Consider the following 15879-nt stretch of genomic DNA (forward strand, 5'->3'; position numbering starts at 1 on the left):
GAGTACTTTGGTTTCCATAGCCCTTTCTCACACATACTATCATTGATGTAAGGGACTAAAATAAGAAACTTCTTTTATAAGGAGAGCGATCAATTCGTGAATGAAATGACTCAACGCACAAAAACACGTCCAGTTAAAGTCGGTAATTTAACAATTGGCGGTAACAATGAATTAATTATACAAAGTATGACGACAACAAAAACACATGATGTTGAGGCTACAGTCGCTGAAATTAAACGTTTAGAAGAAGCTGGCTGTCAAGTTGTTCGTGTTGCTGTTCCAGACGAACGCGCAGCAAATGCTATTGCTGATATTAAAAAACAAATCAACATTCCACTTGTTGCTGATATTCATTTTGATTATCGCCTTGCTTTAAAAGCAATCGAAGGTGGCATTGATAAAGTACGTATCAATCCAGGTAACATTGGACGTCGCCATAAAGTAGAAGCTGTTGTAAATGCAGCGAAAGAGCGTGGCATTCCAATCCGTATCGGTGTAAATGCCGGTTCATTAGAACGTCATATTTTAGAAAAGTATGGATATCCAACTGCTGATGGTATGGTCGAGAGCGCACTGCACCATATTAAAATTTTAGAGGACTTAGATTTCCACGATATTATCGTATCAATGAAAGCCTCTGATGTTAACTTAGCAATTGAAGCATACGAAAAAGCTGCTCGCGCTTTTGATTATCCATTACATTTAGGTATTACAGAATCAGGAACATTGTTTGCTGGAACTGTAAAAAGCGCCGCTGGTCTTGGAGCAATTTTAAGTAAAGGTATCGGAAATACACTTCGTATTTCTTTAAGTGCTGATCCAGTTGAAGAAGTAAAGGTTGCACGTGAACTATTAAAGTCATTCGGTCTTGCATCTAATGCCGCAACACTTATTTCTTGTCCAACTTGTGGTCGTATTGAAATCGACCTAATTAGCATTGCTAATGAAGTCGAAGAATACATCTCTACACTTAAAGTTCCAATTAAGGTTGCAGTACTCGGCTGCGCCGTAAACGGTCCTGGTGAAGCTCGTGAAGCCGACATCGGTATTGCTGGTGCACGCGGAGAAGGTTTATTATTCCGTAAAGGGCAAGTCGTTCGTAAAGTACCAGAAGAAACAATGGTAGAAGAACTGAAAAAAGAAATTGATGTAATCGCTGCTGAAATGGCTGCCGAACGAGAAAAAGAAAAAGAAAAACAAGAACAATAAAAAAAGGTTGCCCACAATTTTTGTGAGCAACCTTTTTTACATTTAAATTAAAAACTCGTCAGTTATATAACCGACGAGTTCTCTTATTTTGCACATTTTGGACAACGACCATATATTTCGAACTTATGTCCCGTTACCTCATAACCTTTAAAATCTTTATTCATAAAATCCATTGGGCAAGAAGTGATTTCTTTCGTACCACCACAATCTAAACAAATGAAATGGTGATGATGTTCCATAATAGAGCACATAAAACGAAAATGTTTTTCACCATTTAATTCCGTTTGCTCTAAAACACCAATTTCAGCAAAAACCGTCAAGTTACGATAAATCGTATCGAAACTAAGTCCTGGATAATCATCCTTCATATGTTCTAAAACATCTTTTGCGGTTAAATAACGATTATGCGCCGCGAATAATCTTAGCATCTCTTCCCTTTTCCCCGTATGTTTATATCCTTTTTCCTTCATTAGGCGTAAAGCTTCTGTTAGATTCATACCTATCCCTACTTTATGCAGTTTTTTTCTTCTTCCATAAAATCGCACCGATTAAAATAAGAACCGCTATCATAACAATTGTACCACCTGGTGCTAGATCAAGTTGATACGAAGCAAACATTCCACCAATTACTGCAATTTCACCAAATAAAATGGAAAAGAAAATTGTTTGTTTAAATCCTTTTGCAATACGAATACTTGCTGCAACTGGTAACGTCATTAAAGATGATACGAGAAGAACACCTACAACACGCATTGATACCGCAATTACAAGAGCAACTAATATAATGAAAATAAAGTGAATCCACTTTGCACTCAAACCGGTTGATACAGCGTATTCCTCATCAAATGATAGTAAAAACAACTCTTTGTATAATAAAACAATTGTTATAATAACTACAATTGCTACTATACCAATAATAATTAAATCTGCACTTGTCACAGCACTTACACTACCAAATAAATAACTAAATAAATCCGTATTGAATCCATTAGCAAGTGAAATGAAGATAACTCCAATCCCCATCCCTGCTGAAAGTATAATCGGAATTGCTAACTCTTGATAATGTTTATATACAGTACGTAATTTTTCAATTAGCAATGCTCCACCGATTGAAAAAAACATTCCCATATATAAAGGGTTTAAAAACCCTCCAGTAAAGATTGTCTTTTCAAGTAATAAACTGGCTGCAATTCCTGATAACGTCACATGACTTAATGCATCCGCAATAAGCGACATGCGGCGAATTACAACGAACACGCCGATAAGTGGTCCGACAAGCCCAATTAAAACACCAGCGTATAAAGAATTACGTAAAAAATCATATTGTAAAAAATCCTGTATCATTATATCCTCCCGTGATGCCCATGTTCATGCTCTAAGCGATGAACATGATGCCCATATAAAATCGACATTTCTGCATCTTCTAACTCTCGGAATTTCTCTACATTCCCATGGAAATGTAGATGCTGATTTAAACATGCAACATGCGTCACCTTCTCTGTTACAGCACCCATATCGTGCGTAACAAGAATTAACGTGATTCCTAATCTTTTGTTTAAGTCCTCTAGTATCTCATAGAAACTTGCCACATTTTTCACATCGATCCCAACAGTAGGCTCGTCCAAAATAAGCAATTCCGGATCACTTACAAGTGCACGAGCAATAAATACACGTTGTTGTTGTCCACCAGAAAGTTCTCCAATGTTGCGACCTTGAAACTCGCTCATACCTACATCAGCAATCGCTTTTTCTACTTTCGCATTATCGGCTTTCGTAAAAAAGCGAAAAAGCCCTTTTTTCGAAACGAGCCCCATTGAAACAACCTCAAAAACAGTTGCCGGGAAACCTGAGTTAAAGCTGCTTGCCTTTTGGGATACATAACCAACTTTATTCCACTCTTTAAATTTCTTACTATCAATGCCAAACAATCTAATACTTCCTTGCTTCGGTTTTAAAACACCTAATAAACATTTAAGTAAAGTCGATTTCCCTGAACCATTCGGTCCAACTAAACCTAAAAAAGCTCCCTTCGGAACTTGCAAATTAATATCTTCTAATACGTTGCGATCTTCATATCGAAACGTTAATCCTTCTATTTCCAATATATTATTCATAGCATCTCACCTATTTTAATTCAGAATGATTCCGATTTATCTCTATTTGAATTATAGTACAGCTTATTATAGTTGTAAACCAATCTGCCCAAAATATATTCTTTATTTCTAGAAACCTTATTATTATAACAAAAAGCAGAGAAATTTTCTCTGCTTTTAAAAAATATTACAAATCATTTTTTAATGAATTGCCGATTTAAACTTACCACCATTTGTCTCTTGCGTATTCATAATGGTAACAAATGCATTTTCATCAATTTCGTGCACAATTGATTTTAACTTTGTTACTTCAAGACGTGTGACAACTGCATAAATAACTTCTTTTTCTTTATCTGTATAACCACCTTTAGCAACAAGTTTTGTTGTTCCACGACCAAGGCGGTGTAAAATTGCATTTGATACTTCCTCATATTGATCCGATACAATTAAAACGGCTTTCGTTTCGTCCAATCCTTGAATTACCGTATCAATTGTTTTGAATGCAATATAGTACGTCATAACAGAATACATCGCTTGTTCAACACCAAACACAAATGCTGCCCATGCAAAAATGAATAAGTTCACAAACATTACGAATTCACCAACAGAAAATGGTAATTTTTTCGTTAATAAAATCCCCATAATCTCTGTCCCGTCTAACGATCCACCATGACGAATAACAAGTCCTACACCAAGCCCTAAAATAAGACCACCAAAAACTGTTGCTAAAATCGGCTCTGTTGTAAATGGTGGGATAGCATGCAACGTTGATTCAATAAATGCTAAAGCTACAATTCCAAATGCTGAAGATAACATGAATGTTTTTCCAATTTGCTTATACCCGGAGTACATAAAAGGAATGTTGAGGATAACAACTAAAGTAGAAAAACTTAGCCACCAAATATTAGGAGTAAGATAATCTAATATAAGAGAAATACCAATAATTCCACCATCAATAATTTTATTTGGCATTAAAAACAGTTCAATCGCTACCGCTGCACACGCTGCCCCAAAGACAATCATAACTAAACGATATACAAGATGAATAACACTTTCTTTTCGATGTTGCTTTTTCTCCATAAGTCCTCCTTATACTCTTTATCTATAGTTTCGTTCTTATATTATAACATAAGCTCCTTTTCTCCATTGAAAAAATGCACCTTGATACGAATATGTACAAGCTATGCTTACATATATTTCGATAGAAGAACGTGTGAAGGAGGACAACACGATGAACCTCATTAAACAAATTGTGAACAAAAAATTAAATCATATTTCTACAAAAGAGTTATTGAAATATAGTAAAGAATACGAAGTTCCAATCACAACTGCACAAGCTGATAAAATCGTTTTACTTATGAAAGGGAAAAATATTAACATTTACGATAATACCGAGCGACTAGATTTGTTAAAACAAATCGCTAAAGTAACTTCTCCTGCCACTGCCCAACAAGTAAATACTTTATTTCAGCAACTATTAAAATAAGGAGGGGAAAATCCCCTCCTTATTGTGCTTTAATTTTTTCAAGAAGTCCTTCATCAAAAGTACCATTTTTCAGCATTTCGATTTCTAATTTATATGGTGGCTTCTTATCTTTTTTATCTTCACCTACATACGGTGTTTCAAGAATTTTTGGTACTTGCTGTAGTTGCGGGTGATGCACAATGTGATGCAATGCCTTATAGCCAATATGACCAAAACCAATATTCTCATGACGGTCTTTTCCAGCTCCGCGTACATTTTTGCTATCGTTAATATGAAGTACTTGTAAACGATTTATCCCAACAATTTTATCAAATTCGTTTAACACACCGTCAAAATCATTTACAAGGTCATAACCTGCATCATGCGTATGACACGTATCAAAACATACAGATAGTTTTTCATTATATTTCACACCATCAATAATTTTCGCAATTTCTTCAAAGCTACGACCGCATTCTGTTCCCTTTCCTGCCATCGTTTCTAGCGCAATATTAACCGTTTGTTCTGGCGTTATTACTTCATTAAGCCCTTTAATAATTTGTTGAATACCAGCATCTGCTCCTGCACCAACGTGAGCTCCTGGGTGAAGAACAATTTGTGTTGCTACCCCTAATGCTGCCGTTCTTTCAATTTCCATACGTAGAAAATCAACACCTAATTGGAACGTCTCAGGTTTCGTCGTATTCCCAACATTAATAATATACGGAGCATGGACGATAATTTCCTCAATACCATTTAGTTCCATATGTTTTCTTCCTGCTTCTATATTCAATTCTTCAATTGGTTTTCTTCGTGTATTTTGTGGCGCACCTGTATAAATCATGAACGTTGTTGCACCGTATGAAACAGCCTCTTCACTTGCTGCTAATAACATCTTCTTACCACTCATTGAAACATGAGATCCTATCTTTAACATACAATCACCTCTTCAATATACAATAGATATAATGATAGCATAATTTGTAGAAATATGTAGCGAATTGTTTGTTCACACAAAAGGCACTACATAAATTAAACAGACTATTTAAACAGTCTGCACTCTATACTTAAATTAACCCAATAAAGTGAAACTTTAGTCAACGTTTTTTCTACCCCTCACTAATTATTAGTCTGCATTAATCGACTTTCTCTCAAGTAGTGAGATAAAAAAAAATAAGGGAAATCCCTTATCTTTTTTTATTGCTATATTTTTTCTTCACTTTGTCACGTTCTGTTGCAAGTTTTCGTTTATAGTTTGGTTTTACTTTTTTCGGCTTTTTAACAACTTTTGTTGCCATAACATCTAGTCCATCATTTGGTTTTTTACGGCTCTTACGACGACGACGGTCACCTAAATCCGCCCATTCATCTCCGCGTAAATCTACATGCTTAAACTCAATATTACGTTGTTTTTCTAAGCTATCTAATGCTTCTTCGTTTGCTGGATCATAAATCGTCACTGCAATACCTGAATGACCCGCACGTGCAGTTCTTCCAACGCGGTGAACGAAGAAATCTAAATCTGATGGAAGTTCATAGTTAATAACATGGCTAATTCCTTCAATATCAATACCGCGTGCCGCCAAATCTGTTGCGACAATGTATTGGAACTCTAAATCACGAACTTGTTTCATCATTTTTCTACGATCACGTGGTGATAAATCACCGTGTATACGTCCTACTTTTAACCCACGTTCTGCTAATCCATCGGCTACTTCGTCAGCCTTCTTCTTTGTGTTTGTAAAGACAATTGCTAAATATGGTTTAAATTGAAGTAGCATATTTTTCACTAATTCAGTTTTATTACGGTGTCTTGAAGGCACAAGGTAATGATCAATATTTCCTGCTGCAACTTGCTTCGGATTAATATGAATATGTTCTGGATTCTCCATATATTTCTTCAAAAATGGTTTTAGTTTTTGAGGAATTGTTGCAGAGAAAACTAACATTTGCAGGTTTTTAGGCATACGTGCCGCAATTTTATCTACATCTTGAATGAATCCCATATCAAGCATTAAGTCCGCTTCATCGACAATAATAGTATCCGCTTTATAAACAAATAGCGCCTTTTCTTCTACTAAGTCTTTAATACGTCCTGGCGTTCCAACTACAATATGAGGTTGTTTTTTCAACTTTTCAATTGATCGTTGTTTATCAGTTCCACCAATTAAACAGCGTGCTGTAATCATTTGATCTTCTGCACAGAACTTTGTTAGTTTCACAATTTCTTGATAAATTTGTTGTGCTAACTCACGAGTAGGCGCTGTAATAACAAGTTGTACTTCTTCACGACTTGCATCAATTCTGTTTAATGTAGGAAGTAAGTATGCATGTGTTTTCCCAGAACCAGTTTGGGATTGTCCAATTATACTCACACCTTTTTTCACGACCGGGAAAATTTTCTTTTGAATTCCTGTCGGCTCTGAAAAGCGTAGTTCACGAACTGCATCTATTAAAAATGGTTTAAAATCATACTGTGTAAAAGTTTGTAGTGTCATAAGTTACACCTTCTTTCTAAAATTTCTACTGCGCACAAATCAGTCAAGTCTACATTATATCGAAATCTACAAGTAAAATCCATCTTTAGTTTAGGTTTTTATCTCAAAAACTAACCTTCTTTCCTTCCATTGCATATTGTATGTGTATATACCTAACTGAAGAAAGGAGGATTCCTCATATGTATCCGAAATCCCCAATAGGGCCAATGTATCCTAATCAAGGACATCATTCTTATACACCATACCCAATTCCACAACTACCACCGATGGCACAAAAAAAGAAAAGTTTTCTTTCTAAACTCTTTAAAAAACACGATCCTACGGAGCCTTTCATGCAAATGGTCCCTCCCTATCGACAAATGGAAGGACCACCGATGATGCACCAGCAGCAACCGTACCAACAAAGGCAATCATACCAGCAACCGTACCAATCACAGCAACCATACCAACAACCGTACCAGCAACCGTACCAACCACAGCAACCATATCCCCAACAAATGATACCCCCTCAAATGTATGAAGCAAACGAAACGCGTGGCGCTGCAACAACTACAGCTGCGGCGACATCTAGCAGTGGCATCGGAAGTTTTTTTTCTAACCTAATTGCGAATCCAACTAATATGATAAATAATATCGAAAAAGTATCACAAGTTGTTCAATCTGTAGGACCTGTCGTTGAGCAATACAGTCCAATTATGCGTAATCTACCCAGCATTGTTAAAATCCTCACCTCTGGAAAAAGCACGGAAGAAAAGCAAAATGAAAACGTACCAGACGAAGTTAATGAGGTTAAAGTCGCTACTCCACCACCTCCACAAAAAAAGAGAAAAAGAAAAAAAATCGTAATAGAACCAGTAGTAGAAAAAGAATTACCAGAAGAGCCTGTTCAACAAATAGCAACAAAACCAAAACTATATGTGTAACAATCCTTTGTTTTCTATCTCCTCCTCCTTTATAATGTAATGGACTATGCACAAAAGTATCCCTTGTTTAGAAGGAGAGGATTACTCACATGAAGATTGTTAAAATTTCCCCTCGTGGTTATTGCTACGGCGTTGTTGACGCGATGGTTATTGCACGTAACGCCGCATTAGATAAATCATTACCGAGACCCATTTATATTTTAGGTATGATTGTTCACAATAAGCATGTAACAGATGCTTTCGAAGAGGATGGCATCATTACATTAGACGGTCCAAGTCGATTAGAAATTTTAGATAAAATCGATTCTGGTACTGTTATTTTCACTGCACACGGTGTTTCTCCAGAAGTTAAACAACGTGCAAAAGAAAAAGGTTTAACGACAATTGATGCAACTTGTCCAGATGTTACAAAAACACATGACCTTATCGAAGCAAAGAAAGCTGAAGGATACCATGTCATTTATATCGGCAAAAAAAATCATCCAGAACCAGAAGGCGCAGTTGGCATCGCACCTGATATCGTTCATCTTATCGAAAGAGCTGATGATTTAAAAACACTAGAAATTCCAACGGATAAAATTTTAGTTACGAATCAAACAACAATGAGTCAATGGGATGTTCAACATTTAATGGAGGACATTCAGAAAAAATTCCCAACAGCAGAATTCCACAAGGAAATTTGTTTAGCAACTCAAGTTCGCCAAGAAGCTGTCGCTAAACAAGCTGATGTTGCAGATTTAACAATTGTTGTCGGTGATCCGAAAAGTAACAACTCAAACCGTTTAGCACAAGTATCACAAGAAATCGCTGGTACGACAGCATACCGCGTTGCAGACGTAAGTGAAATCCAATTAGAATGGCTACAAGGTGTAGAAAACGTAGCTGTTACAGCAGGTGCTTCTACTCCAACGCCAATTACAAAAGAAGTTATTGCTTTCTTAGATCAATATGACCCAATGAATCCAGCTACATGGGAAAGAATTCGAAAAGTACCACTTCAAAAGATACTACCTCGTGTAAAAGTGAAAAAAGAACAATAATAAAAACCGTTGCCTACATGAGCAACGGTTTTTATTTTTCTTATACAAATGTGAACGGATCCGTATGTAACTGTGAAGCATGAATTTGTACATTGAAATTCTTTTCATCTACTTTGGCTTGCAATTGTTTTTGTACACCTTGCTTCATTACTTTTTCAACGTTATGTCCTGGATCGACTATATTTAAACCAATCATCATCGCATCGTGAGCAACATGATAATACATATCACCTGTTACATATACATCTGCTCCTTTAAATTTCGCTTGGTTTATATATTTATTACCGTCACCACCAAGTACAGCTACTTTACGCACCTTATCATCTAACTTTCCAACAACTCTTGCACCCTTTACATGTAATGATTGTTTCACATGTAAAGCAAACTGCTCAAGCGTCATTTCTTCTTGTAAATACCCTATTTTACCAAGACCTAATGTTTCACCTTTATTATCAAGCGGATATACATCATATGCCACTTCTTCATATGGATGGGCTGCCAACATCGCTTTAATAACTTTTCTTTGTAATGAAGCTGGAACAATCGTTTCGACACGCATCTCTTCCACACGTTCTAACTGCCCAGTTTCTCCGATATAAGGATTTGTACCTTCTTGAGGGATGAACGTACCTACCCCTTCGCTACCGAACGTACAGTGGCTATAATTACCGATATGACCTGCCTCCGCATCTCCAAGAGCTTTGCGCACTTCTTCTGCATGGGTTACTGGAACAAATACAACAATTTTTTTCATTTCTTCTGCATATGTAGGAGCTAATACTTCTGTATTTTGTAACCCTAACGCATCAGCAAGTAAATCATTTACCCCACCCTTAGCAATATCTACATTTGTATGCGCTGCATACACCGCAATATCATTTTTAATACACGTTTCAATAATTCTTCCGTACGCCTTATCTGTATGAATCGCTTTTAATGGATTAAAAATTAAAGGATGGTGCGCTATAATGATATTCGCTCCTAATTGGATCGCCTCGTCCACAACTTCCTCAGTTACATCTAACGCGATTAATACGTGCTGTACAGGTTTATTAAGCGCTCCAATCTGTAAGCCAATCTTATCCCCTTCCATCGCTAAATGCTTCGGATACATGCCTTCAAATAAAGAAATAATTTCATGGCCATTTGGAATTTTACTCATGATAAAACCTCTCCTATCATTTTCATTTTCGCTTCTACTTCTGCACGCTTCGCTTTCTTCTCTTCAGACTCTGCTGCACGCTCTAACTGTTTCAAAATATTTTGGAAGTTTTTCAATTCCCCTTCCCATTTTTCAACAAAAGCTTCACTTTTTTCTTTTATTAGAAATGGACCCATAAACAATTCAGTTTGTTTATTTTCAGAGTAAGGTACCGCTATATCTCCTCGCTCTCCGACTAAAATCTCGTAAATCTTTCCGTCCTCTATTATAATTTTCTCACGGATAAGCTCCCATCCATTTTCAATAAACCATTCACGAATATGGTGTGCTGCAATATTCGGCTGTAAGATTAAACGTGTTACACCTTCTAATTTTTCTTTACCACTTTCTAAAATGTCACGAATTAACGCTCCACCCATACCAGCAATCGTAATAACATCTACTTCTCCTGGTGCAATAACAGCTAATCCATTCCCTTTCCGAACGTCTACTTTATCTTGTAAGCCACTTTCAGCTACAGTTGCTTGTGCAGAGCGAAACGGTCCATCTACAACTTCTCCTGCAACTGCTTTTGTAGCAATATTATTTATAATTGTATAACACGGTAAATACGCATGATCCGATCCAATATCAGCTACTGTAGAGCCTACCGGAATCTCCCTCACAACTTCTTCTAATCGTTTCGAAAGCTTTACTTCATTCATGTATTTCCATTACTCCTTCTCTTGTCAGTCTGTCTCCATGATAATGAATTTATAGTAGTTGTTGCAAGTCCATAACAACACTTCAATTCTCTATTACTAATCGTATTTTAGAAAGTATAGAAAAACAAGCCTTTTGCACAAAAGCAAAAGGCTTGTAATACGAAACTTTATTTTTTCTTCGATAACCAATCAGCTACTTTCGTTGCTTGATCAGCTGGAATTAAATTAGCTGGCATATTTCCTTTTCCTTTTGAAAGAACTTCTTTAATTTCATCTTTCGAAAGTTTCCCACCAATTTTTTGTAAATTAGGTCCTACCGCCCCTTGTAACTGATCACCGTGACAGCTCGTACAGCTTTGCTTTACAATATCCTCTGGCTTTGATGCTGTTTGTGCTGGTTTCCCACCATTTTTTGCATCAGCTAACTCTTTAGATTTATTTAGCCCCTGAAATGAAAATACAAACATAACGATAATACCTAATGCTGCAATAAGAGCGAACGGAATCAACGGATTACGTTTCATATCTCTTCTCCCCCCTCTATACCACTAAATAGTTAGATGATTCAGTCATTTATATTGTACTTGAAAACGCTCTATCAGAAAAGAGCAAACTACTACTCGTTAAAAATATTCCGTAAATTCATTTTATTGATTTTCACTATTATATCGCATATTATTTCGATAATTACTAACGTTTCTCATCATATTTTTTACTTTTCTACATATTATTTTGTATAGAATAAACAAAATTAATCGAAAAATCGAAAAATGAGCATTTGCAAATCAAAAGACAATTCTGTAAAATAAATTACAAGAAATTGTAATCGTTGCTGACAGCTAAATTTTAACAAAAATTAACAAAATAAAAAAGTTTACTTCACAATCGTGAAGTAAACTTAAAGGTAGCCTATTCTAAGAAATCCTTAAGACGCTTACTACGGCTTGGATGTCTTAATTTGCGAAGTGCTTTTGCTTCAATTTGACGAATACGTTCTCTCGTTACGCCGAATACTTTCCCAACTTCTTCAAGCGTACGAGTTCGTCCATCATCTAAACCGAAACGAAGACGTAGAACATTTTCTTCACGATCTGTTAGTGTATCTAACACATCTTCTAATTGTTCTTTTAGCAACTCATACGCTGCATGGTCCGCAGGCGATGTTGCTTCTTGGTCTTCAATAAAGTCACCTAAATGGGAGTCGTCTTCTTCACCAATTGGTGTTTCAAGAGAAACTGGCTCCTGTGCAATTTTTAAGATTTCGCGTACTTTTTCTGGAGCAAGATCCATTTCTTCACCAATCTCTTCAGGAGATGGTTCGCGTCCTAAATCTTGTAATAATTGACGTTGTACACGAATTAACTTATTAATCGTTTCAACCATATGAACTGGAATACGAATTGTTCGCGCTTGGTCTGCAATCGCACGTGTAATCGCTTGGCGAATCCACCAAGTTGCATACGTACTAAATTTGAAACCTTTACGATAATCGAACTTTTCAACCGCTTTAATTAGACCCATATTTCCTTCTTGGATTAAGTCTAAGAACAGCATACCACGGCCCACGTAGCGCTTTGCAATACTTACTACAAGACGTAAGTTTGCTTCTGCAAGACGGCGTTTTGCTTCTTCATCGCCTTCTTCAATACGTGTTGCAAGTCGAATTTCTTCTTCAGCGGATAGTAAGTCAACTCGACCAATTTCTTTTAAGTACATACGAACAGGGTCATTGATTTTCACACCTGGTGGCACACTTAAATCATTGAGGTCGAATTCTTCTTCCGTTTTTGTAATTTGGCGATTATTAGGACCTTCGTCGTTGTCATTGTCACCAACTAAGTCAATCCCTTGTTCACCTAAATATTCATAGTATTCATCCATTTGATCGGATTCAATTTCAAACCCATTCATGCGTTCTGCAATCTCTTCATATGTAAGAACGCCACGTTTTTTTCCGAGCTCAGTGAGTTGTTCTTTCACTTGCTCAAGGGTCATTTCAGTTTCAATTTGTTTAGAACGAGCTGGTTTATCAGCCATCTGTTCCCCTCCTTACGCGAGATACAAACATTCATTATACTAAAATTTTATCGAAAAAGCTATTTTCTTGCTTTTTGACTTTGTAAATATGCCACATAATATTTAGCAGCCTCTACAGGATCTGTTTTTTCCATTTGTTTTACTTTAAAGATAATTTCCATCTTTTCAAGTTTTTCTTTATGGCGTCTTAACGCCTCCAAATGACCTTGTAACGCTTCTTCTGTGTACTCTGGATTAATAAATTCATCCGTCGAAATATCAGTAATAATATTTTTCAACTTTTCATCAGAGAGCCAACTTAAAAATGTTCCGACTGAAGGTTCATTTCCCTTTTCATAATATGCGTATAGTTCATATAAAATCCCTTTATGTTCTTCTGTATAAAAATCTTCTATATGAGGTTCCATACGTACTGTCACTTCTGCACTTTGCAACATATGGTAAATAATTTCTCTTTCTGCCCTTTCAAAACCTGTTAATTTCGGTTTCGTTTGAACAATTTGAGATGGCTTAGAAACCTGCTTTATTTGTTTTTGCTGTACCTTTTGTTCTTTGCGATATTGGTGCAATTGATTCAAAAGTGTTTCCATTGAATACGAAAATTCTTGCGATAATGATTTTAAATATGATTCCGCCTGCATCGCATCCTGTAGCAATGATAACTCTTTTAAAACACTTTTTACATATTCTTCTTTGCCAGACTCATCTTGCAAATTTTTCCCTAAGCGCAAATAATTTATTTTGAAACCAACAAAACTTATACTTGATTTCACAAGATTTTCAAAAGCGGTTGTCCCATATTGTTGCACATATTCATCAGGGTCAAGCTTATCTGGCAAGGGTGTAACTTTCACTTGGCAACCAACTTGCAATAGTAATTGCCCTGCTTTCATCGTCGCTTCTCGCCCTGCTTTATCACCATCATAGCAAAGAACAACAGTTTCAACGTTACGTCGCAGAAGTTTCGCTTGTTCTTCAGTTAAAGCTGTTCCCATTGTCGCAACAGCTTCTTCCACACCACTTTTCACCGCGGCTAGTACATCGGCATAACCTTCAAAAAGGACAACCTGCCCACGTTTTCTAATAAACGGCCTTGCTTGGTGGAAATTATACAACAGCTTACTTTTGTAAAAAATCGGTGTTTCAGGACTATTCAAATATTTCGGAGTGTCATCTCCTAATGCCCTTCCACTAAACGCTATCACCTTACCTTGTAAAGTATAAATCGGAAACATAACTCTTCCGCGGAAGCGGTCATAATGACTGCCATCCTTCTCACTTCTTACAAGAAGGCCAGCCTGTTCCATACTAGATAGCGACAAACCTCTTTTTTGTAAAATTTTCGTCGCTGCATCCCAAGCTTGTGATGCATAACCAATTTCAAATTTCTCAATCATCTCTTTTGTAATACCACGTTTTAATAAATATGAAAGTGCTTCATTTCCTTCTTCTGTATTTACTAATAAATGATGATAATACTTTTTCAAAAGTTCATGAGCCTGTTGCATGATGACAGTGTCATCAGATATGTCTTCTTGTTGTTGTTGTCCTTGCCCTGATGTATATTCTGCAACTGCAATTCCATTTCTTTCGCCAAGCTTTTGAACAGCCTCTGTGAAAGCAAGTCCTTCCATTTTCATAAGAAAAGAAAATACATTTCCACCTTCTCCACATCCGAAGCAATGAAAAATTTGCTTATCAGATGAAACAGAGAATGAAGGGGAATTCTCACCATGAAATGGACAAAGGCCGAAATAGTTACGCCCCTGCTTTCTAAGTTGAACATACTCACCAATCACTTCTACAATATCGGATGATGTCCGAATCTGTTCAACAACTTCTTCAGGAATTCTGTTCCCCATAACTCCATCTCCGTGTCGTATTTTGTATTCGATATAAATTAAAAAATTCCTTTATAATTCGACAATATTTTTCTAAATTTGTTAGAAAGTACTGTCGATCACATTGTGTAAACGATTTTGGACCTTTCGTATAAGTCCCCAGTCTGCGTAAATTCGCAGATACATACTACTATATAAAATTGTATCCATTTGCTCAACTGTTACAAATGTATCTCTTGGAGACAATACATATACTCCTTTTTCACAAGAAGACTAGCAAGAAGCACTATAGCCTGTATGATCATGAGATCTGTAGCTGTTGCATGTTAATAAATATAACAGTCAACTTCATCTTGCTCAGAATCTACATAGACCCAATTACCTTGCTGTTTTCTTGAACGATGAGCATAGGATGCGACAAACAAAATTTCGACATAAAATTTTGTTCCAACTTGCACAATTGCATTCTTCACGGGATACGCATCTGCATCAAATAATATCTTATCTGATGTTTTGCATATTTCTGTATTCTACATCCCTTCTGTGAATCCTTCCATAATGTGCGTTTTCTTGTCTAGATTTTGTCGATTTAACGTAAATACATGTCTTTTTCGAAAATCCTATCCCTAGTTTATTCTGAAAAATTAAAGTCTAAACGTAAAATATAGGTTTTTATCACAATTTTTTATTATAATATATTTTCTTCAACTACGCTACATATCCCTTTAATTTTCATCTTACACTTAAAGATAACGAAATCGTTCCTTTAGCATAATTAAAAAACAGAAGAATATAAGTATAACCATTCCGCTATATTCTATTACTAAGCCGAAAGTTCATGCTCTACTTCGCATCTTCCTCTAACGCCTTCTCACGAGCGAAAAAAGCACATTCACCTTTGGTAAAT

At 36.3% G+C, this 15879-nt stretch carries 16 protein-coding genes; 4 read left to right on the top strand and 12 right to left on the bottom strand.

Going from position 1 to position 15879, the window contains the following annotated elements; translation table 11 throughout:
• Window positions 1-105 precede the first annotated feature (105 nt).
• A complete protein-coding gene (gene ispG, locus ACFWDE_RS00365; RefSeq protein WP_161793976.1) occupies window positions 106-1209 on the top strand; it encodes a flavodoxin-dependent (E)-4-hydroxy-3-methylbut-2-enyl-diphosphate synthase in 1104 nt (367 codons plus the stop codon).
• A gap of 83 nt (window positions 1210-1292) precedes the next feature.
• Here the strand turns inward: ispG and ACFWDE_RS00370 are convergent, their stop codons facing one another.
• The 4 genes from ACFWDE_RS00370 to ACFWDE_RS00385 form a co-directional block, all read right to left on the bottom strand.
• Window positions 1293-1706 carry a Fur family transcriptional regulator gene (locus ACFWDE_RS00370; protein ID WP_002067192.1) on the bottom strand — a complete coding sequence of 138 codons (414 nt, stop codon included), beginning with the start codon at window positions 1704-1706 and terminating at the stop codon, window positions 1293-1295.
• Window positions 1707-1719: 13 nt separating this feature from the next.
• Complete coding sequence (locus ACFWDE_RS00375; RefSeq protein ID WP_002160460.1) at window positions 1720-2553, bottom strand: metal ABC transporter permease; 834 nt, start codon at window positions 2551-2553, stop codon at window positions 1720-1722.
• Window positions 2553-3323, bottom strand: coding sequence for a metal ABC transporter ATP-binding protein (locus ACFWDE_RS00380; protein ID WP_377889300.1), 771 nt, complete (start codon window positions 3321-3323; stop codon window positions 2553-2555). The genes ACFWDE_RS00375 and ACFWDE_RS00380 overlap by 1 nt, the downstream gene beginning before the upstream one ends.
• Window positions 3324-3503: 180 nt before the next feature.
• On the bottom strand, window positions 3504-4382 hold the full coding sequence (locus tag ACFWDE_RS00385; protein WP_219920251.1) for a YitT family protein: 879 nt from the start codon (window positions 4380-4382) through the stop codon (window positions 3504-3506).
• A 151-nt stretch (window positions 4383-4533) separates the two neighbouring features.
• On the opposite strand from ACFWDE_RS00385, the gene ACFWDE_RS00390 reads away from it, so the two are divergent.
• Window positions 4534-4788 carry a DUF2624 domain-containing protein gene (locus tag ACFWDE_RS00390; protein ID WP_377889302.1) on the top strand — a complete coding sequence of 85 codons (255 nt, stop codon included), beginning with the start codon at window positions 4534-4536 and terminating at the stop codon, window positions 4786-4788.
• 19 nt (window positions 4789-4807) lie between these two features.
• Here the strand turns inward: ACFWDE_RS00390 and ACFWDE_RS00395 are convergent, their stop codons facing one another.
• Complete coding sequence (locus tag ACFWDE_RS00395) at window positions 4808-5704, bottom strand: deoxyribonuclease IV (RefSeq protein WP_377889304.1); 897 nt, start codon at window positions 5702-5704, stop codon at window positions 4808-4810.
• A gap of 250 nt (window positions 5705-5954) precedes the next feature.
• Window positions 5955-7265, bottom strand: a complete 1311-nt coding sequence (locus ACFWDE_RS00400; RefSeq protein WP_377889306.1) for a DEAD/DEAH box helicase — start codon at window positions 7263-7265, stop codon at window positions 5955-5957.
• A gap of 179 nt (window positions 7266-7444) precedes the next feature.
• Here ACFWDE_RS00400 and vrrA point away from each other — a divergent pair, with 179 nt between their 5' ends.
• Window positions 7445-8188, top strand: coding sequence for a VrrA/YqfQ family protein (vrrA, locus tag ACFWDE_RS00405; RefSeq protein WP_377889308.1), 744 nt, complete (start codon window positions 7445-7447; stop codon window positions 8186-8188).
• Between the two features lie 89 nt (window positions 8189-8277).
• On the top strand, window positions 8278-9228 hold the full coding sequence (locus ACFWDE_RS00410; RefSeq protein ID WP_128280925.1) for a 4-hydroxy-3-methylbut-2-enyl diphosphate reductase: 951 nt from the start codon (window positions 8278-8280) through the stop codon (window positions 9226-9228).
• Window positions 9229-9268: 40 nt separating this feature from the next.
• On the opposite strand, the gene ACFWDE_RS00415 is transcribed toward ACFWDE_RS00410, so the two are convergent.
• From ACFWDE_RS00415 to ACFWDE_RS00440, 6 genes are all read right to left on the bottom strand, one after another.
• Complete coding sequence (locus ACFWDE_RS00415; protein WP_377889310.1) at window positions 9269-10390, bottom strand: Nif3-like dinuclear metal center hexameric protein; 1122 nt, start codon at window positions 10388-10390, stop codon at window positions 9269-9271.
• Complete coding sequence (locus tag ACFWDE_RS00420) at window positions 10387-11094, bottom strand: tRNA (adenine(22)-N(1))-methyltransferase (protein WP_002145708.1); 708 nt, start codon at window positions 11092-11094, stop codon at window positions 10387-10389. Before ACFWDE_RS00420 ends, ACFWDE_RS00415 begins: the two co-directional genes overlap by 4 nt.
• A 167-nt stretch (window positions 11095-11261) precedes the next feature.
• Window positions 11262-11618, bottom strand: coding sequence for a cytochrome c550 (gene cccA / locus ACFWDE_RS00425; RefSeq protein ID WP_002015178.1), 357 nt, complete (start codon window positions 11616-11618; stop codon window positions 11262-11264).
• 385 nt (window positions 11619-12003) lie between these two features.
• A complete protein-coding gene (gene rpoD / locus ACFWDE_RS00430) occupies window positions 12004-13131 on the bottom strand; it encodes an RNA polymerase sigma factor RpoD (protein WP_000764062.1) in 1128 nt (375 codons plus the stop codon).
• Window positions 13132-13190: 59 nt separating this feature from the next.
• Window positions 13191-14993, bottom strand: a complete 1803-nt coding sequence (dnaG, locus tag ACFWDE_RS00435; protein WP_098777165.1) for a DNA primase — start codon at window positions 14991-14993, stop codon at window positions 13191-13193.
• 81 nt (window positions 14994-15074) lie between these two features.
• Entirely contained in the window at window positions 15075-15218 is a 144-nt protein-coding gene (locus ACFWDE_RS00440; protein ID WP_377889313.1) for a hypothetical protein, read from the bottom strand.
• Window positions 15219-15879 lie beyond the last annotated feature (661 nt).

Origin of the sequence: Bacillus sp. NPDC060175, assembly GCF_042728695.1 — a bacterium.
Classification (GTDB): Bacteria; Bacillota; Bacilli; order Bacillales; family Bacillaceae_G; genus Bacillus_A.